This window comes from Mucilaginibacter rubeus (assembly GCF_014643835.1).
Taxonomy (GTDB): Bacteria; Bacteroidota; Bacteroidia; order Sphingobacteriales; family Sphingobacteriaceae; genus Mucilaginibacter; species Mucilaginibacter rubeus.
On record NZ_BMKD01000001.1, the window covers coordinates 1 to 25,984 of the forward strand.

Here is a 25,984-nt window from a genome sequence, read left to right on the forward strand (position 1 = left end):
GTTTATTGAAGATAGCAAACATATTAACTGCTTTCAGCATTGCCTGTAAAAGCAAATGGCCGAATAATCTTTTGCTTTGCAATTTAATTATTCAGCCATTTTAAGCCCTGTTGCGCAACGGCCACATTCATATCGGGCTTTTTTGTAATCCAGTACTGGTTATCTACCGTTATTAAACGGAATAAAATACCGTGTTTTCACGGGTTGCGGGACCGTTTTTAAATGGCGAGATTTAAGCGTTGATTAAATCATGCAAAACAAGAACTGCCATTACCTATCACGGGTTGCTAATATTGCCTTCAATAATAATTGATATAATATTTAAAACCTAAACCTTAACTTTAACCTTGTCTTTACACCCGTCAGTTTGATGGGTGTTTTTTGTTTTATACCAGTTCAAATTCATGAGCGTTCAGTAAGCGGGCATTGTTGTTTAAATTACAATTTGTACTTACTTTCACCCTCAATGAATCATCTGTTTACAGGTTACAAAACGCTTCAAAAATTAATACTTCCGGCGCTGTTACTTTCTGCTACATTATCAAAAGCGCAGGTGTTTGGCGGTAATCCGCCTTCTATAAAGTGGAAACAGGTAAACACACCGCCCGCGCGGGTAATATTCCCGGCCGGATTGGATTCGGCGGGATTAAGGGTTGCCAATATCGTGCAGCAAATGAACGGCCCGATCCGGTCAACAATCGGCTTTAAGCAAAAACAAATCAGTATTGTATTGCAAAACCAAACCACCGTAGCCAACGGCTATGTAGGATTGGCCCCCTTCAGGAGCGAGTTTTTTTTAACCCCAGAGCAAAATAGCTTTGATATAGGCAGCCTGCCATGGCCGCAGCAACTGGCTATTCACGAGTACAGGCATGTGCAGCAGTACAATAATTTTAATGTAGGCCTGTCGCATTTACTCCGCATAATTTTTGGCGAGGGCGGGCAGGCGCTGGGTAATGATTTGGCTGTACCTAACTGGTTTTTTGAGGGCGACGCTGTATTTAACGAAACCCTGGTAAGCGAACAGGGCAGGGGCCGGCTGCCTTATTTTTTTACAGGTTACCGTGCGTTGTGGGCTGCGGATAAGAACTACAGCTATATGAAGCTTCGCAATGGCTCGTACCGCGATTATGTGCCCGATCATTACCCGCTCGGCTATATGATGGTAGCCTACGGTCGCGAAAAATATGGCAGCGAACTATGGAAAAACGTAACACATGACGCCGCGGCCTATCGCGGTGGCTTTTATCCTTTTCAATGGGCTGTTAAAAAATACACCGGCGAAAGTTTCAAAACCTTTTCAAATAACGGGTTTGCTTATTTCAAACAGCAATTTGCCGAAGATAACACCCAACCGGTTGCAGAACGAAGGACACATTTTGACGCCAACCGGCAATACCCGGCTTTTGTGAATGATAGTACGCTCATCTATGCCAAAAATACTTACGATCACTTGCCCGCCTTTGTCATTAAAAACGGTAGTAAAGAAGTGAAAATCAGCACCCGTTCCTATTCATTGGATAGTTATTTTGATTATCACAACGGTAAAATAATTTATACATCCTATCGGCCGGATTTACGCTGGGGCTACCGTAATTATAGTGAATTGATGCTGCTTGATGCAAAAACAGGCCAGGAACACCGGATCACCTCAAAAGCAAAATACTTTTCGCCTGCTTTTAGTGCCGATGGTCAAAGTATTGTTGCTGTACGGGTTGATCCATCAGGTGCAAGCCGGCTACATATTTTGGATACTGCAGGGAAACTGCAACAGGAAATTCCAAATCCCCGGGGGCTGTTTTATACTTACCCTAAGTTTTATGGCGATGGCAAACTGCTGTCGGCAGCGCGCAATAAGGAAGGCAAAATGGGGATAGCCCTTACCGAGATTGCTACCGGTAAAACGGATTATTTAACGCCACTGAGTTATCGCCCGATAGGTTTTATCGCCCTGAAAAAGGATACGCTTTATTTTACCCAAACCGATGGTAAAAACGACCGCCTGTTTGTAATGATGCTTAACGATAAAAGTGTTTATGAGATGCTGCCTACCGGTAACGACAGTGGCATAGGTTATTATCAACCTGCTGTAAGCGACAATAAACTGGCCTGGGTAGGTTTTACAGCTGATGGTTACCGGATTAGCCAGGCTAACAAAAAAGATTTAAAATGGATAGCCGCCGGGGGGGATTATGCACGCTACCTGCCCGACCTGGGGATCACCGCGCTCAAAAAAGATTCGGCTGCCAATTTAGTTGCCGAAATAACTAATAAGCCTTTGCAGGTTACCAACTATTCCAAAGCGCATGGATTGTTTAATTTTCACAGTATCATCCCCAACATCAGCGACCCTAATTATTCATTCGCTATCACAGGCGAGAACGTGTTGAATACTTTTCAGTCCGAGTTGTCTTTTGATTATAATACTAACGAAGGCTACAAGCAGTTTGGTTTCGATGCCATTTATGGGGCCTTATTCCCCTATATTTCGGCCGGGGCCGATTATACACTCGACAGGCGGAGCTTTTATAAAGGCCAATACGTTTACTGGAACGAGACTGCTGTACATAGTGGCTTGCGGGTCCCCCTGAATTTTAGTGAAGGCAAGCGTTTAACCAGTATTACCCTTGGCAGCGACCTGTATTTTAACAGCATCAACTTTCAACAAGCCTACAAAAGCAGTTTTGCAGATAGATCGTACAGTTATCTGAATAACTATATCAGTTTTAGCAATCAAACGCAACAGGCACAGAAAAATATTTATCCCCGGTTTGCGCAAAGCATAGGCGTCAATTATAAATCGGCAGTTTCGGGCTCAGGAGCAACACAACTGTTAACAACCGGGTCGTTTTACTTCCCTGGCTTGTTTGTGAACCACAACTTTGTCATCAGCCTGGCGCGCCAGCAAAAAGGAAAAGATAATGTAATCAGTTTCTCTAATGATTTCCCTTTCTCCAAAGGTTATACCGCCGAAAACCTGGATAATATGAATAAGATTGGCTTAACCTATCATATGCCAATAGCGTATCCTGATGCAGGTTTCGGTAACCTGTTTTACCTGTTACGCTTACGTACTGCATTGTTTTTTGATTATACCCATGCCAGCGCATCAAACTTTTTTACCGATGGCAGCAGCTTTAAACAAAACTTCAGGTCAGTGGGCGGTACCTTGTATTTCGATACCAAGTTCTTTAATCAAAACAGTATCACATTCGGTGTCAGGTATAGCAGGCTGCTGGACGAAGATTTTTTTGGCGGAGTAGGGAGAAACAGGATAGAGCTGGTTTTGCCGGTTACATTTTTTTGACGTTAATAAGCTTTGTTTCTGATGTAACCATCTCTTGGAAACACACCGGCTATATCACCATGACATTCATATAGAAAAGTTTTTCGGTTAATAAGGTAATCGAAAATTCGCTGATCTTTATTTGAGATTTTAAAGCCATATTTTTTTAATCGCATATACCCATAAATACCATAAGCTTGCGTTTCACTACATATATTAACAAGCATTGCACGTAATTTAGTAACCTGTTTGTGCTTTGCAAGGCTATCTATTAACTTTGCTTCGTCGGTTTCATATGCGCCATCACCGCAGTATAATCCGAACATTTCATGCTCGTTTAATTCTTTTTTTAGGTCGTCGATAGTTTTTGCAGAGTCATAAAATGCATTTCTTAATTTTAGATACTGCATAGCCTTTAAAGTATCTATTTTAGGGTGATTTCTGAGTATGTTGGATTTTCTATCGTAATCATTATAGCGTATTGATGTCCCCTGGCCGTATAGAACCGAACTTAAACAAATAGTGTCATCATGCACCAATAAATTTATATGATAGTCATAAGTACCGTTAAGTGTTATATTTATTAAACGGTGAGTATACCCGAAATCAACGTCTCTGTCATATACAAGTTTTACGTCGCTATTAACAGGTTCGCGGGTTTTCTTGATGCTATCAGCACGCTGATAAAGTCGGTTGGCAGATTTTTCCTGGTTCGCCAATGCTTCAAATTTGAGATAGAATGTTCTATCCAGATTTTGGCAGTAACCGTCACAAGTGGTTAGCAAAAGTAAAATGAACAATATCTTTTTTGCGATCTTCATTTAATGTTGCTTAACGGAATTTACAAGATATCAGTTTTATGTCCTGATATCTTGTATCTTGAATCTTTTCTCTAACTATTCGCCAGCCTGATCAATTCCCTAACCCGGTCAACGCCGGTAACATCAATGCTGTATTCATCGCCGGCTTCGTTGCTCATGAGAATATGATCGTTATGAAATTTCATTTTACTGGCAATTTTTATCCTTGCCGATGAGTGTACTTCGGTAGCGCCGGTAAAATGGATCAGGTCGGCTACGTTAACTTCACTTACGCCGCTCCCGGGCATGATACTGATACGGCCTGCCGCCTGCTCAATAAGTCGGTTTAAGTTACTGGCGCCTTCAATAGCCGTGCTTTTACCACCCGAGGTCAGGATCCGCTCGCAGCCCATTTCTATAATTTCTTCAAGGGCTTTATGCTGATCGGCACACATGTCGAAGGCCCGGTGGAACGTTACGCCCAGGCCCCATTGCCGGGCAAGGCGCACCATTTCGGTACAGCGTTCTATATCTATGGTGCCGTCTTCCCGGAGTATGCCTATCACAATGCCATCGCATCCGGCGTCAATGCAATACCTGATATCGGCCATCATGAGCTTGTACTCCATATCATTGTACAAAAAATCGCCGCCGCGCGGGCGGATGAGCACATACAGCTTGATATGGAGCAGGCTGCGGGCCATTAATATCGTACCGTGAGATGGGGTGGTGCCGCCATCCTTCAAATTTTCGCAAAGTTCAACACGCACAGCGCCGCCCTCCTGGGCCGCCAGGGCCGATGTAACCGAATTAGCACAAACTTCGAGCGATACTTGCATGTTTTTTTAAGTCCATAGTCCATGGTCGATAGTCCATAGCCTTTTTTGTTCATAGTCTATAGTCGATAGTTCATAGACTACTACTGTTAAGTTAACTATATTCTGCAATATTAAGCCATGGACTATCGACTATGGTCCATGGCCTAAATTATTTATAATAACTCTTGCCAGGTATTAACAGATCCTGCTGCTGCGCATTGCAAACAGCGTATGAAAAACCGCTTTGTATGGCATATGCGCCATATTCACCCTTTTTATTGATAGCTAAAAAGCCAACCTGGATCTTTTTTGCTATTTCCGGCTTCTTTTTGATAATGCGGTTTACGGCTTCCTTACAGGCATCCTCGGGCGATAAACCCTGGCGCATTAATTCAACCACCAAGAAGCTGCCCACATTGCGGATCACCTCTTCGCCAACACCGGTTGATGTAGCACCGCCAACTTCATTATCTACGTAAAGGCCCGCGCCTATAATAGGACTGTCGCCAACACGGCCATGCAGTTTGAAGGCCATACCGCTGGTAGTGCATCCGCCCGAGATATTGCCTTTGGCGTCAATAGCCAGCATACCAATAGTATCATGGTTATATTTATTGCCAGGTTTGCCGCCGTTTTCGATATTCATAACGGGGCTGTACTGGGCCTTTTTAAGCCACTCCTTCCAGATCTTTTCTGTTTCGGGGGTTAACAGTTTTTCTTTTTTCATACCCTGCTCAACGGCAAACTGGGTAGCACCTTCGCCAACCAGCATTACGTGAGGGGTTTTCTCCATCACCAAGCGGGCCACCGAAATAGGGTGGGCTATATTCTCCATGGCTGCTACCGAGCCGCAGTTGCCAAACTCGTCCATGATACATGAGTCGAGGGTTACATGTCCGTCACGATCCGGCAAGCCGGTGCGGCCTACGGTATGGTTGGTAATATCTTCGGCTTCGGGAATGCGGGCGCCGGCTTCAATGGCGTCGAGCGCACGGCCCCCGGCTGATAATACTTTCCAGGCTCCTTTGTTGGCTATAATGCCAAAATCCCAGGTTGAAATTACGATAGGATAACCGCCTTCGGGCTTTGATATGACAGTTTTTGCGATGGCAGATTTAGAAAGCGCTGCAAATGAAGCACCTGCAGCAGATAATTTAATGAACTTACGGCGGTTGTACATACCGCTAATATATGAAAAACAGTTTTAAGTCGTAAGTTCTAAGTCTTCAGTCTGAAGTCGTAACTCTTGAGTTTTAAGTTAAGACCCTGTCAGGTTATAAAAATGAAGGTTTTTGACCCGCGACTTAAGACTTTCGACTTTGAAAAAAAAGCTATTCGAAATCCCGCTGGCAATTAAAACAATGCCAGGCTTTACGGCTATAAAACGGGAATATCATCAATAAAAATGAGATGATGGCAGTGAGCCAATGAACCCTTTTTTCGGTTGCAGAACCGTAGCGTACATTGGTTGAGCCACAATAAGGGCAAATCACCGCATTAAGCGTTTCGTCGTCAATTTCAATATGGTCCTGGTCGTGCAGGTCACCTTCGGCAGCTAAGATTTCACGGCAACGCTCCAGGTCGCGCTCAAATATTTTTAGTTTAATACCGCCTACAGCCTGGTTGTAAAGCGGGTTTGAACCTATGGTGTTTTCATCGGCAATAAAGCAGGGAATGCCATAACCCTCCAGTTTGGTGCGGATGATATGTGCAAGCATCACATCATAATAAGTTTCAAATGTTATGATCTTTTCTTCGGGTTGAACGGCCATATGTAGATAAATATTAATCAAAGGTAAATTGTTTTTTATTTAATTTGGACGCCATGAACCGCATCGACCGAATATCAGCCATTTTGATCCAACTACAATCGCGCAGGGTAGTAAAGGCCGGTGATATTGCCGATAGGTTCAACATTAGCCTGCGTACAGTTTATCGCGACATAAAAACGCTTGAAGAAGCAGGCATTCCCCTTATAGGCGAAGCCGGGGTTGGCTACTCTATTATGGATGGTTATCGCCTGCCCCCGGTAATGTTTACCCGCGAGGAAGCCACCGCTTTTTTAACCGCCGAAAAATTTGTTGAAAAGCTTACAGATACCTCTACGATGGCGCAGTACCAATCGGCCATGTATAAGGTGAGGGCCATTCTTAAATCATCAGAAAAAGATGCTTTGGAAAATCTTGACGGCAGCATCGAAGTACTGAAAAGCCATAGCCAAAAACGCGCCGGAAGTACTGATCATATTCAAACCATACTGGATTGTATCATTTGTAAGAAGATCATGTGCATTGACTATTTCGCCGCCCACTCGCAGGAAAATACCAAACGCGATGTAGAGCCGGTCGGCGTTTTTTTCCTTGATAGTTTCTGGCACCTGATAGCTTACTGCCGCCTGCGCAGTGATTACCGCGATTTCAGGATCGACCGTATCAAAAAGCTGATGGTAACAGATAAAAGTTATATCAACAGCAAGCACCCTACGCTAAAGGATTATATTGATAAGATGGCCAGCGAAAAGCAGCTTGAACAGGTGGTGATCAAAGTTGACAAGGAGATTCACAGCTACCTTGATCATCAAAAATACTATGGTGGTTTTGTATCTGAGAAAACTGTAGGCAATAAGATTGAAATGACTTTTTTGACCATCTCATTAGAAGGTTTCGCCCGATGGTATATGACCTTTGGCGACCGTGCTGAAATCATTAAACCAGATACACTGCTGCAGCGTGTACGGGAGATCACCGCGACCATAGCCCAAAAAATAAATTAATTTCTTTTCTTTTTTCCTGCTGACATAAGGCTGTCACCAGTGCGTTGTTACTTTGTTTCATAATGGCAGGGGCAGGGCTTTTATTGGTCGTGTTTTTGCGGGTAATTTAAACCATACACTTATGAAACATTGGATAATAGTAGTATCAAAAGATCACATTGGCCGTGGCATTTCCGGGGGATTTATTCAGGCCAATCATGGTAAACTGGCGCCGCTTAAACGTATGGAGGTTGGCGACTGGGTAGCGGTGTATTCGCCTAAACAAAAGATGAACGGCAATGAGCCTTTGCAGGCTTTTACAGCCATTGGTCAGGTGCGTGACGAGGATATTTATCAGAAGCAAATGGCTATCGATTTTATCCCATACCGCCGCAATGTAAATTACTACGAATGTGCCGAAGTACCGATAGCCCCGATGATTGACGAACTCGATTTTATCACCAACAAAAAAGCGTGGGGTTACAACTTCAGGTTTGGGTTTTTTGAAGTTCCCGGCGCAGATTTTAAGAAGATAAAGGAACAAATGATCACTGCAAAACAACCACTATTAAATAAAGCTACGTTATGGAAAAATTAACAGTAAATGTGCAGGTAAAATTTAAAGCCCCGATGGCTAAAGTTTGGCAAGGCCTGACTGACCCTGCTATGGTGAAAAAATATTTTTTTGGTACCGATCTTGAATCGAGCTGGAGGGTAGGGGAGCCCATAAAATTCAGTGGGGAGTGGGATGGTAAAAAGTATGAAGACCATGGAACTATCCTGGACATTGATCCCGGTACATTTGTAAAATATAATTACTGGAGCAGCATGAGCGGTACCGAAGACAGGCCCGAAAACTATGCTAACATTACCTATAGCCTAACCGAGAATAATGGCGAAACCGAGCTTACCATTACCCAGGATAATGTAAAAAATGAGGAAGCCAAAACGCATTCAGAGCAAAATTGGAAAGGGATTTTTGAGGGACTGAAGAAGTTGGTTGAATAATAATAATTATAAACTAATAATTTATATAATCATTATAATTAACTGTATAAAAATTAATTATATATCAATATAACAAATAGTAATAGCTCCAGGTATGGATAAAGTAACAATAAAAGGTTTCTTTTTGGTCGGCATTTCGGTGCGCACCACAAATCAGGGCGGCCAGGCGATGAAGGATATTGCCGGGCTCTGGAACTGGTTTATGAGTGAGCATGTTTTACAGCAGGTGGTGAACCGCGTCAGCGATGATATTTATTGTGTGTACACTGATTATGAAAGCGATAAGGATGGCTTTTATACCGCAGTACTGGGTTGTAAGGTAGCTACTAAAGACAATTCCCTGAAGGGCTGATCTGCATTACTGTGCCTCCCGGAAACTATAACCGTTATATTGCCAAAGGTGCACTGCCGCAATCAGTAGGGGAAACCTGGCACCAGATCTGGACAAGCGACATTGACAGGAGGTACATGGCTGATTTTGATGTATACGGAGACAGATCACGTCATTCGGAGGACGCAGAGGTGGAGGTTTTTGTGGGAGTGAATAACTAACTATCGTCATGCTGAACTTGTTTCAGCACCCCATCAGAAGAGCCGCCTGGAATCTTGCTTGTGAGGTGCCGGAATAAATTCGGCATGACTTTTTAGCTAAAAGAATATAGCGTTTAGACTACAGAAAACTCTGTAATTTCTAAAATTCTATAAATTGTAATTGGTATTACCTACTAAAAGTCAATCGTTTACCGGCTTTACCTTCAATAAGACTTCCATTCGCATATGCCAGGTTTCCCGATATCAAAGTATAAGCTACCTGCGAGCGGAAGGTATTGCCTTCAAATGGGCTCCAGTTACATTTATACAGGATATTACTTTTATTTACGTTCCAGGGTTTGTTTAAATCTACAAGTACAAGGTCGGCCCAGTAACCCTCGCGGATGAAGCCACGTTTTTCTATTTGAAAAAGGGTAGCTACGTTATGCGCCATTTTTTCTGCAATTTGCTCGAGGCTTATTTTGCCGTGATGATATAGCTCAAGCATGGCGGGCAAAGCATGCTGAACCAACGGTCCGCCGGATGGCGCCTGCAGGTAAGGCTGCTCTTTTTCTTCTATAGTATGCGGGGCGTGGTCGGTAGCAATAACGTCAATCCTTCCATCAAGTACAGCACGTAAAATACCATCACGGTCTGCCTCTGTTTTTACTGCCGGGTTCCACTTAATATAGTTGCCTTTTGTGTCATAATCTGCATCGGTAAACCACAGGTGATGGATGCAGGCTTCGGCGGTAATTCGTTTATCTTTTAATGGAATTGTGTTGTCAAAAAGATGTGTCTCACGCTCGGTAGAAATGTGCAAAATATGCAAACGGGTGTTGTGTTTTTTTGCCAGCTCAACCGCCATTGATGACGACAAATAGCAGGCCTCTGCGCTCCTGATTTTTGGATGCATCCGCACCGGAATATTTTCGCCAAGCAGCTGTTTGTAATGAGCAAGATTGCTCTTGATTGTAGCCTCATCTTCGCAGTGAGTTGCAATCAACATTGGTGACTGAGCGAACAGTTTTTCGAGCGTGTGAGGGTCGTCAACCAACATGTTGCCCGTAGATGAACCCATGAACACTTTGATACCGCAAACATTGCTGGTATCTGTGCGCAAAACCTCATCTAAATTGTTGTTGGAGGCACCCATAAAAAACGAATAATTAGCCAGCGAATTGCGCGACGCAATCTGGTATTTATCCTCCAAAAGTTCCTGCGTTAAAGTGTTGGGAACAGTGTTGGGCATCTCCATAAATGAAGTGATACCTCCGGCAACAGCAGCGCGCGATTCGGTATAAATATCGGCCTTATAAGTTAGGCCCGGCTCGCGGAAATGTACCTGGTCGTCGATGCACCCGGGCAACAAATGCAGGCCTTCTGCGTTGATAATTTCATCGGCTTGCGTGTCAATTACTGAATCGATACGGTCTATCAAACCATCTTTAATCAATACATCGGCAATGTATTGCTTATGCTCGTTAACTATAGTGGCAGCTTTTATCAGAATTGTAGACATGGTTTTTGATTTCGGATGTTCGATTTCGAATTTATTTATGATGCTTATAACAGGTCAAACTTACAAAGTTTTTGAAACTTCGTAAGTTTCAATAGCGGTGGCTATTTCTTGCTCTATCGGAAACTGCCCCAAACTTTTATAAATGGCAGTACCATTGGCGTCGCTATCCTTTACGGCCCATGTTGCCATTGCATACATTACCGGCCGCAATTCCATGCCCGAATCACTGAGCCGATAGCTTACGTGGGGCGGTACAACCGGTTTGGATTCCCTGATCAGCAGGCCGTCGGCTTCCAGTTGTTTCAGGTGCTGGATCAACATTTTTTCGGTGATGGTCGGGATGGATTTTTTTAGCTCACTGTAGCGTTTGCTCCCGGTTAAAAGATGGAATAAAATGATCGGTTTCCAGTACCCGCCTATGCGTTCCATAACATAAGTTACCGGGCATTCTTTAAATGCGGCTTGTTTGTTTTCCTGTATGGTCGAGCTTTCTTTTATTGCTGTCATGGTGATACATACTTTAGGGTAAGTACTTGTAAAAAAGTAAGTACAAAAATAACTTTGCTTTCAATAAAAACAAAAACATTATGAAAATTATAGTAACAGGTTCAACAGGCAATATAAGCAAACCTTTAACACAAACTTTAACAGCCGCAGGGCATAACGTAACCGTAATCAGCAGTAACGCCGATAAGATAGCAGAGATAGAATCATTAGGGGCTAAAGCTGCAATTGGCTCGCTAACAGATGCCGATTTTTTGACCGAAACATTTACCGGAGCCGACGCGCTTTACGCCATGGTGCCGCCAAACTTTGGTGCAGAAAGCTTAAGGGCATACCAAAACGAAACAGGTAAAAGCTATGCCGAAGCCATTAAACGGTCGGGTATAAAAAAAGTAGTTGCGTTAAGCAGCATCGGGGCGCATTTGGATAACGGTGTAGGCCCTATAAAAGGCATCCATGATGTTGAGGGGATTTTGAACGGATTAGATGGTGTGGCCGTTAAGTTTATCCGTGCACCGTTCTTCTATATCAATTTTTTCAGTAACATCCCGCTTATCAAGCACCAGGGGATCCTTGGATCAAATTATCCCGCAAATACAAGGCTGATCATGGTACACCCTAAAGATATTGCGGCAGCAGTTGCTGAAGAGTTGCAAAAAGATTTTGCAGGTAAAAGCATACGCTACATTGTAAGCGATGAGTCAACATCCGGCGGGGTTGCAGCGGTTTTAGGTGAGGCAATAGGTAATCCTAACTTGCCATGGATTGAGTTTACTGATGAACAGCTTGCAGAAGGCTTATCTCAGGCAGGTGTTCCACTTGAAATGACCCGCAATTTTGTTGAAATGGGCACTGCGGTAAAAAGCGGAAAGATCTGGGAGGATTATGATAAGCATAAGCCTGTATCGTCCGGTAAGGTGAGTTTGCAGGATTTTGCCAGGGAGTTTGCTGCGGTATATAACGGCTAAATTTTCTCATGTAAAAGTCATTATTGCTGAAAAAGCAGTAGTTGGCCTCATCCAACCCCCACCTCAGGCGAGGGTTGGATGCTTTTTTGAAGGCTCCACTTTTGGGAAATTTAGAGATGTTCCACTGATTTGTACCCCGCAACGATCACTTGTGAACGATACGCTCTTCTTGTTTCCTGGTTCTTACTTTCCTGACTCGCACTTTCCGCATTGTTCCTACTTCAACAAAAAGCCTATCTTTGCGGCATGGCAGTAACCTTTGAAGATTTTAAATTTAACCGGCAAATTTTGAACGCGATAGCCGATGCCGGTTATACCGAAGCTACGCCTATCCAGCAAAAAGCCATTCCACCGATATTGAACGGGCAGGATGTAATGGGCATAGCGCAAACGGGTACCGGTAAAACAGCGGCCTATGTGTTACCTATTATCATGAAGCTGAAATATGCTCAGGGTGAGCATGCACGCGCGCTCATCATTTCGCCTACCCGTGAGCTGGCCATGCAGATAGAAGAGAACGTGAAAATTTTCGCCGCCAATACCGATTTACGTGTGGTGGTGCTTTATGGCGGTATCGGCCCTAAAACACAAATTGAACAGATCAACAAAGGGGTTGATATTATTGTTGCTTCTCCGGGCCGTTTCATGGATATTTACCTTGCCGGGCATATCGTAACCAAAACATTGCAGGTGCTGGTTTTGGATGAAGCTGATAAAATGATGGATATGGGCTTTATGCCCCAGATAAACCGCATATTGGAAGTGGTACCTGTGAAAAGGCAAAACCTGCTTTTTTCGGCTACGATGAGCGAGAAGGTGCACCAATTGTCGGCTAACTTCCTGGAGTTCCCTACGGTTATTGAGGTTACCCCGCAGGCAACGCCCGCGCAAACGGTTAACCAGCATTTATACCATGTGCCTAATATCAAAACCAAAATCAACCTGCTTAAAAGGTTGCTTGATAATGAAGGCGATATTACTAAGCTGATTGTATTTTGTAAAACCCGTGCGGTGGCCGAAGACGTATTTAAATTTCTGACCCGTAAATTTGGCGAAGAAGAAGTGAAAGTGCTGCACGCCAATAAAGGGCAAAATACGAGGATCAACTCTATCAATTCATTTAAAAACGATGATGTGAAGATCCTTGTGGCTACCGATGTGGCATCGCGTGGTATTGATGTGAGCGATGTAAGCCATGTCATTAATTTTGATGTACCGGTGGTGTATGAGGATTATGTACACAGGATTGGCCGCACAGGCAGGGCATTACAATCAGGCGAGGCCATTACTTTTGCTACGCCGTCTGAAGAGTATTATATCCGCAAGATTGAGAAACTCATCAAGCAAACCATTCCCGTTGAGCGTATCCCCGACGATGTGTTTATTGAAGAAACCCTATATGAGGAAAGGCAGGACCAGGCGCGGGAAATAGATATGCAAAAGCGCAAAGAAGATCCCGATTTTAAAGGCGCTTTCCACGAAAAGAAATCCCTTAACCAGCGCAAAAAGTTTGATGCCAATAAGGATAAAGCTAAATACGGTTCAAAAGCAGCAAGGCAGGGTACAGGCCGATCATCCAAAAGCAAAAAAAGACACTAAGCCCCATCAATGAAATTCAGATTTACCCCTTTAAACTTTTTTACCGCGTTTTTGGTGGCGGTAGCAGCCTATGTTTTTATTTATGGAGCTGGTATGGCCGGACGCCCGCTTGAACATTGGGGTGGTACCATAGGTTGGATCTTTTTGCTGTTTGCCTTTGTGGTTTTTGTGATTGATATCATGTTCCGCAACTTTTTTATCGAAACCAAAAAAATATGGATGGTGGAGACCTTCTTCATCGTTCTGGTTATAATTATATTCTTACTTGTTAAATAAATTTTGAAATGAAAACCGCTGAAATAAAGCTTACCGTTACGCTTGATGATAATAATGTTCCTGAGCACATTCTTTGGGAATCGACCGACTCAACCAACAAGGAGGCGTTGCCTGTAAAATCAATGATGCTTGCCCTGTGGGATCAAAGCTATAAAAATACCCTGCGCATTGACCTTTGGACAAAGGATATGCCGGTTGACGAAATGAAGCGCTTTTTTTATGAAACCCTGCAAACCATGGGCGATAGCTTTTTACGCGCTACCGGCGAGAAAAATATTGTTGAAGACCTGCGCGATTATTGCGCCCACTTTGCCGATAAGATGGAGATAACTCAAAAATAACAACCTAATATGCGCCTTAGCTCAATTTTATCATTCGCAGGGTTTGCCCTGTTATTTGTTGCAACCTATTGCCCGTTGCTGCGGGTATTCCATGTAACCAGCTGGAATATTTATAAGCTTAACCAACCTTATGGGCTGGTGCTTTTACTGGTAGCTGTTGTCGGGATCATAGTATCGTTCCTTAACCAGGCTAAAATTATGCGTGTGACTGCCTGGCTTTCGGTGGCTCTTGTAGTATTGCTGCTGGTTGCCGCTATTATGAAGGTTAATTCGGCATTTAGCTTTATTCCGTTTAAAGGTATTAACAGATTTTTAACCAGCCAGCTTAAATTTCAATGGGGGTGGTACGTAATGTTTGCCGGCCCGGTTTTGGCTTTAATTGGTGCATTAAGCGGTAAGCCAAAAACTTTTATGCCAACTACTGCAGATCCTGCTGCAAATTAATACTCCCCGGGTGTTTAAAAAAAGCTGTAACGTTTACTTTACAGCTTTTTTTAAACATATTTGTAATTCAGATTAATACGGATACCTAATGTCAAAGTTTTCCTTCCGCCAGCAGGTTTTAGCTGGCTTTGTAGTATCAATCATTCTTGTTTTTGTGGTGGGCGTTTTGTCTTTTAACAGCCTGCGCCAATTTGAAGAGGATAATGCCTGGGTTGATCATACTCAAAAGGTTATTCATACGTCAACAAGTTTATTGCAGGACCTGGTAGATGCCGAAACAGGCATGCGTGGCTATGGTGCTACCAATAACAAGGCATTCCTTGAACCCTATAACGCCTCTTTGCCTAAAATAGCCGATGGCCTTGCCACTTTGAAGGATTTAGTGAAGGACAATCCTGTACAGGTAAAACGTATTGATTCGATAAATAAACTGGTAAAGGAGCAATTGCTGATACTCAAAACAAACGTTGAAACACGCGGAAGCCAGGGGCTTGACTACATGGTGCAACGGGGCATGTTTTTAAATGGCAAAGAGAATATGGATCAGGTCCGTATGCTTATTGACCATATGACCAACGCTGAAGAGCGATTGCTTACCAACAGGGAGGAAAGCTCGCAGGAAGCATCTACATTTGCTAAGATCGTAATTGCATGCGGATCATTGGTCTTCCTGTTCATTATCCTGATGTTGTTCTTCTATATTCAAAAAACATTTGATCAGCAAAGGAAGACGGAAGAGGAGGTGCGTGTTGCCAATATTGAACTTGGTAAGGTACTTGCCGATAACGAAGCTAAAAACTGGCTGCTTACAGGTACCGGCCAATTGAATGAGAAGATGCAGGGCCAACAGGTTGAAAAGGAACTGTCAAATAATATTCTGTCTGAAGTTTGTACTTACACCAATGCCGCAGCAGGTACATTTTACCTGTATAACGAAGCAAACAACAGGCTTGAGCTTTATGCTTCATACGCCTTCCACAATCCTGATTTTGTTAAGAAGTCGGTACAAATGACCGAGGGCTGGCTTGGCCAGGTAGCCAAAGATGGCAAAGCTGCGGTTGTAAAAGGTAAACTGAACGATAAGCTTGAGCTTTCATCATCGGTATTAAAAACTGAACTGGCCGAATCATTTATCATACCTTTCTTTTTTGATAAAAAGCTAAAAGGCGTAATGGAGGTTGCTTTTAATGAAGGGATCTCGAAAAATAAATCGGAATACATCTTAGCAATCGCTAATGATATAGGTATAGCTATTAATACATCGCAGGCACGTACTATTATGAACGACCTGTACGAGGAAACCCAGCAGCAGGCCGAAGAGCTGGAAGCACAACAGGAAGAGTTGCGGGTTACCAACGAGGAGCTTGTTCAAAAAACTGAAGAGCTGCAGGCCTCAGAAGAAGAGCTCCGGGTACAGCAGGAAGAACTGCGTACCACCAATGCCGAACTGGAAGAAAAAGCCAGTTTGCTTGAAGAAAAAAACCAGGCCATTGAACAGGCCCGCCAGGCTATTAACCTTAAGGTTGAAGAACTGGAAACCACGGGTAAATACAAATCGGAGTTTTTGGCCAACATGAGCCATGAGCTGCGCACACCGCTTAACAGTATCCTGGTACTGGCGCGGATCCTTAAAGATAACAAGCCTGCCAATCTTTCTGAAGACCAGATCAAATATGCCAGCGTTATCTTCAACGCCGGTAATGACCTGCTTACTTTGATCAATGATATCCTCGACCTTTCAAAAATTGAATCGGGCAAGCTGGATATGCAAAATGAAGATATTAAGGTAAGCGATATTGTTGGCGATATGGAAATGCTGTTTGCCGAAGTAGCCAGCAACAAAAAAATTAATTATACAACAAGTATAGACAGGCAACTGCCGCAAACCATATTTACCGATAAGGTACGTATAGAGCAGGTGATCAAAAACCTATTAAGCAACGCGTTTAAGTTTACTTCTGAAAATGGTTCTATCGCCATTATTGTAAAGTCGGGTATTAAAGATAAAACCATCAGCTTTGCTATCAAAGATTCGGGGATCGGGATCCCTGCGGATAAGCAAAAAGTAATATTTGAGGCATTTCAGCAGGCCGATGGTTCAACGAGCCGTAAATATGGCGGTACCGGTTTAGGTTTATCTATAAGCCGCGAACTTGCTTTCCTTTTGGGCGGCAGCATAACCCTGAGCAGTGAGCCGGGCATAGGCAGCGAATTTGTACTTACTGTGCCTTTTGAAGCTAAATTAACACCCGCCGCCTTAATTGAAGAGGCTTTGCCAACTGCCGAAACTTTTAAGCCTGTAACAGAGTTCCTGAGCCCGGTTAAAGCTGCCCCGCGCGACCCCGGTAAAGAGCCTTTGGTTGTAATTGTTGAGGATGATAAAAACTTTGCAAACATATTGCAGGATTATGCCCGCGATCATGGTTATAAATCAATCATGGTGTATGAGGGTACCCGGGCGGTTGAAATTGTGAAGGAAGCCAAACCTGATGCCGTGATCCTGGATATTATGCTGCCTGGTAAAGACGGCTGGCAGATTTTGAAGGAGTTAAAAAATGATGAGGATACGATGCACATTCCGGTCCACCTGATGTCGGCCGGGGATGCTGCCGCAAACCGTGTACGTCGCGAAGGTGCCATCAACTTCATGAAAAAACCTATCAATACCGAAACGCTGGATAAGCTTTTCGCCGATATCATGGTACAAAGCGGCACCAGGTTTAAACAGATCCTGCTGGTTGAAGATCACAAGGCCCAAAGCCAGGCCTTGAAAGACCTTATGCAGGGCCAGGGGATTACCGTCGACCAGGCTTTTGACGGCGAATCGGCATTCAGGTTGTTGCATGAAAACGAGTACCAGTGTGTGATCCTTGACCTTAACCTGCCTGATATTTCAGGGTTGGATTTGCTGGATAAGATCAAAGAGGTTGATCGCTTTGCTTCATTGCCTGTTATCATAAATACAGCAATGGAACTTGATAAAACATCGGTTAACAGACTAATGCACTATGCCAACGCCATGGTGGTTAAAACCAATAAATCATCCGACAGGCTGATTGATGAGGTTAACCTGTTCCTGAACAAGATCAGCGAAACGGCAAATGGACAGCCACAACAGGTGTCACCTGCAGTTCCTGCAAAGCCTAAATCATTAACTAAAGGCAAAGATGCTATTAAGGGCAAAAAAGTGCTCATTGTTGATGACGATATGCGCAACATTTTTGCGCTGAGCAGCGCCCTGCAAAGCTATGACCTCAATGTAGAGATAGCTAATGACGGTGAAGAAGCCATAGCTAAACTTGAGGATATAAAGGATATTGATATAGTGCTTATGGACATCATGATGCCAAAAATGGATGGCTATGAAGCTACCAGGCATATCCGTAAGCAAAACAAATGGGCTAAATTACCCGTAATAGCATTAACTGCAAAAGCAATGAAAGACGACCGCGAAAAATGTATAGCGGCCGGCGCCAATGATTATATCACCAAGCCCGTTGATATGGACAGGCTGATTTCGCTGATGCAGCTTTGGCTTGAAAATTAGTTATGGATACAGAGCAGGGAATTATATCACATGCGCAGGTTCATGAGCTTATTGATATTGTAAGAAAGGTTCATGGCTTTGATTTTTCGGGTTATACCAAAGCTTCATTAAAACGGAGGTTAACCCGTATTATGCTGCTCAACAAGTTTGAGTTTTATGACCTTAAACATGTGCTTATTAATGACGCAGACTTTTTTCAGGGCTTTTTGGAAGAAATTACGGTTAACGTAACCGAAATGTTCCGCGATCCTTCATTCTATCGTGCGGTTAACTCACAGGTTGTTCCGTATCTTTCAACTTATCAGCACGTCAAAATCTGGAGTGCAGGCTGCTCAACGGGCGAAGAGGTTTACTCTATGGCCATATTGCTGAACGAAGCTGGTTTGGGAAAAAAGTCGTTCATATACGGCACGGATATCAATACCGAGGTTTTAAAGGAGGCCCGTAAAGGGATCTACAGTTTGCGTAATATAAAAAGCTATGCGGAAAATTATCAATACACTGATTTAAAAGGTTCAATTACAGATCATTTTACCATTTTGTACGATGCCGCGTCGATACACAATGAGTTAAAACAAAATACACTGTTTTCGGTACATAATTTAATATCTGATACCGTATTTAATGAGTTTCAGATGATAAGTTGCCGGAATGTTTTTATTTATTTTGAAACTTACCTGCAGGAACGGATTCTTGACCTGTTTTATAAAAGCCTTTGCCCTTTGGGTTATTTATGCCTTGGCAGTAAAGAAACCATTCGGTCAGATACGTTTAAGAGTAAGTTTAAGGTGATCAACCAAAAAGAAAACATTTACCAAAAAGTTGGGACCTGATAAAAAGTTACTGGAAAGATGGCATGCCGCCCAGATCGTATTATTGGGCGGATCGGCAGGCTCGTTCAAAATTTTATTCCGGATCATAAAAGATCTTCCCGAAAAACTGGGGAAAACCGTAATTCTTATCATACACAGGAAAAAAAATTTTTTCAGCGAAATAGAAAAACTATTTGCCGAGAACAGTCGTATGTACATGCGCGAAATTGAGGACAAGGATATTCTTAAAACGGATACTATGTATATTGCGCCGGCAAACTATCATACCTTAATTGAACGCGGCGGTTATTTTAGCCTGGATGTTTCGGAACCGGTATGGTATTCAAAACCATCAATTGATGTTACCTTTGAAAGCGCTGCCGAGGTTTATGGTGACAAGTGCATGGCGATATTACTTTCAGGTGCCAACCAGGATGGCGCCAAAGGCTTATTAAAATTAAAGAAAAGCGGCAGCCTTACCATAGCGCAGGAGCCCGGCGACGCGGAAATGGCCGAAATGCCAAAGGCAGCTATAAATTTAGGTGCTGCCGATTATGTTTTAACACAGGATGAGATTTTTAAACTTTTACTTTCATGACAATCACCAACCCCCTAATTAATATTAAATGACCCCTGTTAATATTCTTATAGTTGATGACAGAGAAGAGAACATCATTGCTCTGGAGGCATTGCTTAAGCGCGATGATATCAAAATATTTTCTACTACCTCGCCAAATGAAGCCCTTAAAATTGCCTGGGAAACCAATATTGCCATTGCTTTAGTTGATGTTCAGATGCCCGAAATGGACGGCTTTGAACTGGTGGAAATGCTTAAATCAAACCCACGTACCAAAGATATCCTGGTTATTTTTGTCACAGCCATTTCAAAAGAAGCCAAGTATGCTGTTAAAGGCCTCGGTACCGGCGCTGTAGATTATCTTTACAAACCGCTCGATCCTTATATTACTTCGGCCAAGGTTGATTCATTTGTGCAGCTGGCCCGCACCCAGGCCGAAATAAAACAAAAGAACGATGAGCTGCAGAACTATGCCATAGTTGTCAAAAACTCGGCCGATATTATCACATCGGTCGACGCGCAAAGTCTCCGCATTGACAATATCAACCCCACCGTCGAAAAGATAATGGGTTTCAGGCCTGATGAACTTATTGGTAAAAGTATTGTTGACCTGGCCATCGACGATCATAAGGCGCCGTTTCGCAAAAAACTGGGCGAGATCATTAAAGACAACCTCAGTTATGCCATTTTTGAATTTAAGTTTGAAACCTTTGATAAAAGGGTAATTTGGGTGGAGTGCCGGGCTGCATACCGCAACAAAACCATATTTATTAATATCAGCGATATTTCTCCCCAAAAAAGTTACCAGGAGCAGCTCATCAAATCGAAAGAAAACGCGGAGTACAGCAAAAAGGTGAAAGAAACCTTTTTGGCCAATATGAGCCATGAGCTGCGTACACCGGTTAATGGCATTATAGGTATCACTTCGCTTTTGCGTAAAACAGATCTTACCGATCAGCAAGTGGGGATGCTTGATTTGCTTGATACCTCCTCAAAATCGTTATTGGGTGTGATCAATGATGTGCTTGATATCTCAAAAATTGAGGCCGGTAAGTTCAGTATCATCCGCACCGCCAATAATGTTTATGAGATTGTAAATTCGGTTTTTAACCTGCTTAAGTTTAAAGCCGATGAGAATAACATTGAGTTTTTGCTGGATATTGAAGATGAAGTACCTGAATACCTTATGGTGGATTCATTACGCCTGAACCAGATCTTGATGAACCTGCTGAGCAACGCCCTTAAGTTTACCGAAAGGGGCTATGTAAAACTTAAGATTACCGTACTTCAAAAACACAATGATAAGGTAAAGCTGAAATTCAGTGTTGAGGATACGGGCATCGGGATCCCGGCCGACAGGCTTAACAGGATCTTTGATTCATTTGAACAGGCCGAAGAAGATACCGTAAGCAAATACGGTGGTACCGGGCTTGGTTTAACGATAGTGAAAAAGTTGGCTGAGCTAAAGGGAGGCGAACTTACTGTAAGCAGCCAGGTAGGCAGGGGCAGTACTTTCAACTTTGTATGCTGGTATACCATCAGTATTAAACCCAAAACTAAGGTAACTGCCAAAACTGATAAAATATTGCCGCCGTTTAATAATGTACGGGTGCTGGTAGCTGAAGATAACATGGTTAACCAGTTTATGCTCTCCAAAATATTAAAGGACTGGAATGTAGAGGTGGAAATGGTTGATAATGGCCGTAAGGTTATTGAGAGGCTTACCAATAAAGACTATGACATTGTTTTAATGGATACCCATATGCCCGAAATGAACGGTTACCAGGCAGCCAAAACCATCCGTGTTGATTTTGAGGAGCCTAAACGGAGTATTCCAATCATATCGCTATCGGCGGCAAGTTATGACCATGAGCAGCAGGAAGCACTATCGGCAGGGATGAACGATGTGCTTTCAAAGCCGTTCCTGCCTTATCAGCTGCATGAAAAAATGTCGAGGTTATTGAAGGTGGGAGTTTAAAACTCCAGCCTGGTTTGCCCAACGCCCATTACCTTTGCCTCATGCTCAAGCAGCCATTTTTTGCGCCATATGCCGCCCGCGTAGCCGGTTAAGCTGCCATTTGACCCTATTACCCGGTGGCAGGGCACTACAACCCATAGGTTGTTACGGCCGTTGGCAGATGCTATTGCCCTTATAGCCAAAGGATTGTTCATTTGGTTTGACTGCTGGGCGTAAGTAATGGTTGTTCCATAAGGGATCTGGATCAACTCGTCCCAAACCTGTTGTTGAAACTCGCTGCCTTCCTGCTTTATAGGAAAGGTAAATTGCTTCCTTGTACCAGCAAAGTACTCATTTAACTCATCAATAGCAGCTTGCAGCAACGGGGTAGGAGCAGGTTCAATGTCATATTCCTCATCCCTTATCGATACTGATGCTATAAAGCCATCTTCTTCAGTAATGCGGGCAATGCCAACAGGCGTGCGGAAATAAGCTACAGACATGGTAATTGGTATGTTATATTCAAAATTAAGCTAATTTTTTTAGCTTGTCAAATGCCCTTACTCACTCGCAGGTAATTATTACATTTGCGGTGATGAAACTTGTTAATGAAACCTGGTGCCTGCTAAAAAAGGAAGTTTTGCTGGAGTGGCGGTCTAAATATGCTTTTAATGGCGTTTTGCTGTACGTGGTTTCAACGGTTTTTGTTTGTTATATCTCCCTCAACTTAAACCCAGGCTTTTCTAACAGCAGCGGTTACCCCATAGTTTGGAACGTGTTGTTCTGGATCATTATGCTGTTTGCATCGGTAAATGCCATAGCCAAAAGCTTTATGCAGGAAAGTAAAAGCAGGTTGCTATATTATTACTCCATTGCCAGTCCGCAGGCAATCATCCTGTCAAAAACAATCTATAATATTTTGCTGATGGCTTTGTTAAGCACATTGGCTTTAGTGGTATTTAAAGTGTTTTTCCCTAATACCCTCGGTGACCCGCTGTATTACTTTCTTGCCGTATTGCTGGGGAGCGTCAGTTTTTCTACCGTTTTTACCATGATCTCGGCCATCGCGTCAAAGGCCGGTAATAACGGTACCCTAATGGCTATATTAAGCTTCCCGGTTATTATCCCTGTTATACTGGTGCTTATTAAGTTAAGTAAAAGTGCAATGGACGGGGTAGACCGGAGTTTCTTTTACGGCAATATAGGGGTTTTGTGTGCTATCAATGCGATTGTAATTGCTACTGCCTTACTGCTTTTCCCTTATCTGTGGCGCGATTAATTGCCCCATTATCATCTGACCGGTATTCATTCTGAATTTTTTCCGATCCCGTTTCATGCTGACATTTTTGGACGAGCATGCTTTGCATGGCCGCCAACGGTAAATTTTTGCCCTCTTATCGGCATTTTTTTCTAATGTTATTTTAATTTGGATTAAGTCTAAATGAATATTACTTTGTTGCCAACTTAACCAAACAACAATGCATGCTAAAACCCTTACTTTAGTCATTTTCTCCTTTCTTGTTTCGGACACGGTACTGGCACAGCAGCCCAATACCTCAACTGCCGAAGATTCACTTAATAACAATACCGTTAAGAGTTCGCTTTTATCAAATACTACCATTGGTGGTTACGGTAACGCTTTTTACCAGTACAATAACAATCAAAAAACTGCCAAAGTTGATTTGGAGCGCTTTGTGTTGTTTGTTGGCCACAAGTTCAGCGATAAGATCTCTTTCTTTTCCGAAACCGAACTGGAAGACGCTAAAGTAAACGGCGGCGAACCCGGAGGGGAGATCACCATTGAGCAGGCCTACCTGAAATTTAACTTAAATCCTAACCAATACATAGTTGCCGGTTTGTTTTTGCCGAGGATAGGTATCCTTAACGAAAACCACCTGCCAACCACCTTTAACGGTAACGAGCGTAACTATGTAGAAATCCTGGTGATTCCTGCCACATGGCGCGAATTGGGTGTTGGCTTTTATGGTCGCTTAAATAACTTACCTATCAATTATTCGGTTGGGTTGATGAATGGTTTAAGCGCCGGCGGCTTTACCCATGGTACAGGTATTGTTGATGGCAGATTTGAAGGTCGTAATGCAACCGGTACAAACCTTGCAGTTACCGGTGCGCTTCAGTATTACCAAAGCGGGTTTAAGGCCCAATTATCCGGTTATTACGGTGGCACCGTAGGTATCCGTAAAACAGAGGCTGATAGTCTTGGTTTAAACTCTGGCGTTTTTGGTACTCCGGTTGCTATGGGCGAGGGGGATATCCAGTATAACGGGCAAGGCTTTTCGGTAAAAGTATTGGGTACTATACTTTCTATTAAAGATGCCGATAAGATCAACAAGGCATACGCCAGCAACACACCCAAAACAGCTTACGGTGCTTATGCCGAAATAGGTTACGATTTGCTTTATCGCAGCAATTACGGCAAAGCAAACGCACCACAGCTGATTGTTTTTGTGCGCGATGAAAAACTCGACCTGAATGCCAGCATCCCTTCAAACGGAATAACCGATCAAACGCTGAATAAAAACTTTATTGTGGCCGGCCTTACTTACCTGCCGCTCCGTAACGTAGTGGTTAAAGGCGATATCAGGCTGGCACATTCAGGCGTGCAAAACCCGGAGCTGATCATTAACCCAAGTCCGGTTGCGTTGCCATACCAAACCAATAATACTTTGATAAACCTGGGTGTTGGATATTCATTTTAAACTTAAACAACATGGATAGAAGAGAATTTGTAAGGCAGTCATGCTCATTATGCCTTGCTGCTGGTGCCGGTATGCTGGTGGGCTCCTTATCGGGCTGTGCTACCTTGCCTGTTTATAAAGCAGCAGTAGCCAATAACACCGTAACTGTACCCGAAACGTTGTTCGGCACAACCAATTTTCAATTGATCCAGCCCAAAAACCAGTATTACAATATCGGTTTAAAAAAAGAGGCTAACGGCACTTATACCGCTTTGCTGTTAAAATGTACCCATGCCGATAACCAGCTTACTCCTGTTGGTAATAACGGTTACAAGTGCGATTTGCATGGCAGCACTTTTAATAACGAAGGCCAGGTAACTGCGGGTCCTGCTGAGCGTCCGCTTAAGAAATACACAACAGAAGTACTATCGAATCAAATTATAATTCATTTAACTTAATCTTTTACCATGAAAAACACTTTACTTGGCCTGTCATGCATAGCTGCTGTTGCCCTTAGCAGCTGCGGAAAAGACAAAACATCAGTTCAAAACACAACGGTTGATGAGCAGGAAGTAATAAACCAGTTTGTTAATGTTGTAGGTAATCCTAACTATGTTGATATTCAGGCAAAGGCAACTTTGTTAAATACATCAATAACTACGTTTTTAACAACGCCCACTGATGCTAATTTGACTGCTGCCCGTACAGCCTGGAAAAATACCCGTCAACCATGGGAACAGGCTGAAGGCTTTTTGTTTGGTCCGGTTGAGGACGATAATTATGACCCAACTATGGACAGCTGGCCTTTGAACAGGACTGACGTTGACGCTTTAATAGGAAGTTCAGATGTTATAACATTGTCTTATGTAGATGGGCTGGATGGTTTCTCAAAAGGCTTCCATGGCATTGAGTATATTATTTTTGGCCCGGGTGGTACAAGAAAAGCCGCCGATATCACAGCCCGCCAAAAAGATTATCTGAAGTTTACTTCTCAAAGTTTATTAAATACTACTACTGCGCTTATGAATAGCTGGGCAGCTTCGGGTGATAACTATGCAGCCAAAATCACTACAGCCGGAAATGGAAGTACAGCCTTTAAAACGCGCAAAGAACTGTTTACTACCATTGCTACTCAAATGGCCGCCATTTGTGAAGAAGTGGGTACAGGTAAAATGGCCGAGCCCTTCACCGAAAGGGATTCGACTAAAGATGAGTCATCATACTCGCATAATACCACTACCGATTTCATAAATAATATACAAGGCGTACTTAATGTATATACTGCCACTTATAATGGTGCCAAAGGCACAACAAGCTTAAGCGCTTTGGTTGCTTCAAAAAACCTGGCTTTAGATACTAAGATCAAAACACAAATACAAACTGCACTATCAGCGATGGCTTTGATAACCCCAACTTTTGAAAAAGCTATTTATGATAACCGTGACAAAATTTCAAATAGCCAAACTGCCCTGGCAACCCTGCAAGCCACACTTGAAGGCGATTTGGTCACTTTTATACAAACTAATATTAAGGACTAATTTTT

26 protein-coding genes are annotated in these 25,984 nt (G+C 43.1%); 19 read left to right on the top strand and 7 right to left on the bottom strand.

Annotated elements, in window-relative coordinates; translation table 11 throughout:
* The first annotated feature begins 466 nt into the window (after positions 1 to 466).
* On the top strand, positions 467 to 3,307 hold the full coding sequence (locus IEX80_RS00005) for a TolB family protein (RefSeq protein WP_188831545.1): 2,841 nt from the start codon (positions 467 to 469) through the stop codon (positions 3,305 to 3,307).
* Between the two features lie 2 nt (positions 3,308 to 3,309).
* Here IEX80_RS00005 and IEX80_RS00010 read toward each other — a convergent pair whose 3' ends face one another.
* The 4 genes from IEX80_RS00010 to IEX80_RS00025 all read right to left on the bottom strand — a co-directional run bounded on the left by IEX80_RS00010 (position 3,310) and on the right by IEX80_RS00025 (position 6,676).
* Positions 3,310 to 4,107 carry a hypothetical protein gene (locus IEX80_RS00010; RefSeq protein WP_090524341.1) on the bottom strand — a complete coding sequence of 266 codons (798 nt, stop codon included), beginning with the start codon at positions 4,105 to 4,107 and terminating at the stop codon, positions 3,310 to 3,312.
* Between the two features lie 71 nt (positions 4,108 to 4,178).
* Positions 4,179 to 4,925, bottom strand: coding sequence for a copper homeostasis protein CutC (locus IEX80_RS00015; protein ID WP_090524343.1), 747 nt, complete (start codon positions 4,923 to 4,925; stop codon positions 4,179 to 4,181).
* Positions 4,926 to 5,073: 148 nt separating this feature from the next.
* Complete coding sequence (locus IEX80_RS00020; RefSeq protein ID WP_090524345.1) at positions 5,074 to 6,084, bottom strand: glycosylasparaginase; 1,011 nt, start codon at positions 6,082 to 6,084, stop codon at positions 5,074 to 5,076.
* A 151-nt stretch (positions 6,085 to 6,235) separates the two neighbouring features.
* The gene (locus tag IEX80_RS00025; RefSeq protein ID WP_090524347.1) at positions 6,236 to 6,676 is read right to left on the bottom strand and encodes a putative signal transducing protein; all 441 of its coding nucleotides are present in this window, start codon (positions 6,674 to 6,676) and stop codon (positions 6,236 to 6,238) included.
* Between the two features lie 53 nt (positions 6,677 to 6,729).
* Here IEX80_RS00025 and IEX80_RS00030 point away from each other — a divergent pair, with 53 nt between their 5' ends.
* The 5 genes from IEX80_RS00030 (at position 6,730) to IEX80_RS27890 (ending at position 9,216) form a co-directional block, all read left to right on the top strand.
* Positions 6,730 to 7,677: a helix-turn-helix transcriptional regulator gene (locus IEX80_RS00030; protein WP_188831546.1), complete on the top strand. Its 948-nt coding sequence runs from the start codon at positions 6,730 to 6,732 to the stop codon at positions 7,675 to 7,677.
* Positions 7,678 to 7,798: 121 nt separating this feature from the next.
* On the top strand, positions 7,799 to 8,254 hold the full coding sequence (locus tag IEX80_RS00035; protein WP_090524351.1) for an EVE domain-containing protein: 456 nt from the start codon (positions 7,799 to 7,801) through the stop codon (positions 8,252 to 8,254).
* On the top strand, positions 8,242 to 8,664 hold the full coding sequence (locus IEX80_RS00040; RefSeq protein ID WP_188831547.1) for an SRPBCC family protein: 423 nt from the start codon (positions 8,242 to 8,244) through the stop codon (positions 8,662 to 8,664). Before IEX80_RS00035 ends, IEX80_RS00040 begins: the two co-directional genes overlap by 13 nt.
* A gap of 94 nt (positions 8,665 to 8,758) precedes the next feature.
* Positions 8,759 to 9,016 carry a GyrI-like domain-containing protein gene (locus tag IEX80_RS27885; protein WP_188831548.1) on the top strand — a complete coding sequence of 86 codons (258 nt, stop codon included), beginning with the start codon at positions 8,759 to 8,761 and terminating at the stop codon, positions 9,014 to 9,016.
* An 11-nt stretch (positions 9,017 to 9,027) separates the two neighbouring features.
* The gene (locus tag IEX80_RS27890; RefSeq protein ID WP_188831549.1) at positions 9,028 to 9,216 is read left to right on the top strand and encodes a GyrI-like domain-containing protein; all 189 of its coding nucleotides are present in this window, start codon (positions 9,028 to 9,030) and stop codon (positions 9,214 to 9,216) included.
* Between the two features lie 166 nt (positions 9,217 to 9,382).
* Here IEX80_RS27890 and IEX80_RS00055 read toward each other — a convergent pair whose 3' ends face one another.
* Complete coding sequence (locus tag IEX80_RS00055; RefSeq protein WP_188831550.1) at positions 9,383 to 10,717, bottom strand: dihydroorotase; 1,335 nt, start codon at positions 10,715 to 10,717, stop codon at positions 9,383 to 9,385.
* A gap of 60 nt (positions 10,718 to 10,777) precedes the next feature.
* Entirely contained in the window at positions 10,778 to 11,224 is a 447-nt protein-coding gene (locus IEX80_RS00060) for a winged helix-turn-helix transcriptional regulator (RefSeq protein WP_188831551.1), read from the bottom strand.
* An 80-nt stretch (positions 11,225 to 11,304) separates the two neighbouring features.
* Here IEX80_RS00060 and IEX80_RS00065 point away from each other — a divergent pair, with 80 nt between their 5' ends.
* The 9 genes from IEX80_RS00065 to IEX80_RS00105 all read left to right on the top strand — a co-directional run bounded on the left by IEX80_RS00065 (position 11,305) and on the right by IEX80_RS00105 (position 21,763).
* The gene (locus IEX80_RS00065) at positions 11,305 to 12,189 is read left to right on the top strand and encodes an NmrA family NAD(P)-binding protein (RefSeq protein WP_090524361.1); all 885 of its coding nucleotides are present in this window, start codon (positions 11,305 to 11,307) and stop codon (positions 12,187 to 12,189) included.
* 246 nt (positions 12,190 to 12,435) lie between these two features.
* Positions 12,436 to 13,788, top strand: a complete 1,353-nt coding sequence (locus IEX80_RS00070) for a DEAD/DEAH box helicase (protein WP_188831552.1) — start codon at positions 12,436 to 12,438, stop codon at positions 13,786 to 13,788.
* 9 nt (positions 13,789 to 13,797) lie between these two features.
* Complete coding sequence (locus IEX80_RS00075; protein WP_090524369.1) at positions 13,798 to 14,064, top strand: hypothetical protein; 267 nt, start codon at positions 13,798 to 13,800, stop codon at positions 14,062 to 14,064.
* 8 nt (positions 14,065 to 14,072) lie between these two features.
* Positions 14,073 to 14,405, top strand: a complete 333-nt coding sequence (gene gldC / locus IEX80_RS00080; protein ID WP_090524371.1) for a gliding motility protein GldC — start codon at positions 14,073 to 14,075, stop codon at positions 14,403 to 14,405.
* Between the two features lie 9 nt (positions 14,406 to 14,414).
* Positions 14,415 to 14,849, top strand: coding sequence for a hypothetical protein (locus IEX80_RS00085; protein ID WP_176623693.1), 435 nt, complete (start codon positions 14,415 to 14,417; stop codon positions 14,847 to 14,849).
* A gap of 88 nt (positions 14,850 to 14,937) precedes the next feature.
* Positions 14,938 to 18,396 (top strand): response regulator, encoded by a 3,459-nt coding sequence (locus tag IEX80_RS00090; protein ID WP_188831553.1) that lies wholly within the window; start codon positions 14,938 to 14,940, stop codon positions 18,394 to 18,396.
* A gap of 2 nt (positions 18,397 to 18,398) precedes the next feature.
* Positions 18,399 to 19,229 (top strand): CheR family methyltransferase, encoded by an 831-nt coding sequence (locus tag IEX80_RS00095; RefSeq protein WP_175489898.1) that lies wholly within the window; start codon positions 18,399 to 18,401, stop codon positions 19,227 to 19,229.
* Positions 19,219 to 19,806 carry a chemotaxis protein CheB gene (locus IEX80_RS00100; RefSeq protein ID WP_188831554.1) on the top strand — a complete coding sequence of 196 codons (588 nt, stop codon included), beginning with the start codon at positions 19,219 to 19,221 and terminating at the stop codon, positions 19,804 to 19,806. Before IEX80_RS00095 ends, IEX80_RS00100 begins: the two co-directional genes overlap by 11 nt.
* Positions 19,807 to 19,834: 28 nt before the next feature.
* Positions 19,835 to 21,763 (top strand): hybrid sensor histidine kinase/response regulator, encoded by a 1,929-nt coding sequence (locus IEX80_RS00105; RefSeq protein ID WP_188831555.1) that lies wholly within the window; start codon positions 19,835 to 19,837, stop codon positions 21,761 to 21,763.
* Here IEX80_RS00105 and IEX80_RS00110 read toward each other — a convergent pair.
* Positions 21,760 to 22,245, bottom strand: coding sequence for a methylated-DNA--[protein]-cysteine S-methyltransferase (locus tag IEX80_RS00110; protein ID WP_090524381.1), 486 nt, complete (start codon positions 22,243 to 22,245; stop codon positions 21,760 to 21,762). The genes IEX80_RS00105 and IEX80_RS00110 overlap by 4 nt on opposite strands.
* 92 nt (positions 22,246 to 22,337) lie before the next feature.
* On the opposite strand from IEX80_RS00110, the gene IEX80_RS00115 reads away from it, so the two are divergent.
* The 4 genes from IEX80_RS00115 (at position 22,338) to IEX80_RS00130 (ending at position 25,979) form a co-directional block, all read left to right on the top strand.
* A complete protein-coding gene (locus IEX80_RS00115) occupies positions 22,338 to 23,021 on the top strand; it encodes a heme exporter protein CcmB (protein ID WP_188831556.1) in 684 nt (227 codons plus the stop codon).
* 199 nt (positions 23,022 to 23,220) lie between these two features.
* Entirely contained in the window at positions 23,221 to 24,462 is a 1,242-nt protein-coding gene (locus IEX80_RS00120) for a hypothetical protein (protein WP_090524384.1), read from the top strand.
* 11 nt (positions 24,463 to 24,473) lie between these two features.
* On the top strand, positions 24,474 to 24,899 hold the full coding sequence (locus IEX80_RS00125; protein WP_090524386.1) for a QcrA and Rieske domain-containing protein: 426 nt from the start codon (positions 24,474 to 24,476) through the stop codon (positions 24,897 to 24,899).
* Positions 24,900 to 24,908: 9 nt separating this feature from the next.
* Positions 24,909 to 25,979: an imelysin family protein gene (locus IEX80_RS00130; protein ID WP_188831557.1), complete on the top strand. Its 1,071-nt coding sequence runs from the start codon at positions 24,909 to 24,911 to the stop codon at positions 25,977 to 25,979.
* The last annotated feature ends 5 nt before the right edge of the window (positions 25,980 to 25,984 follow it).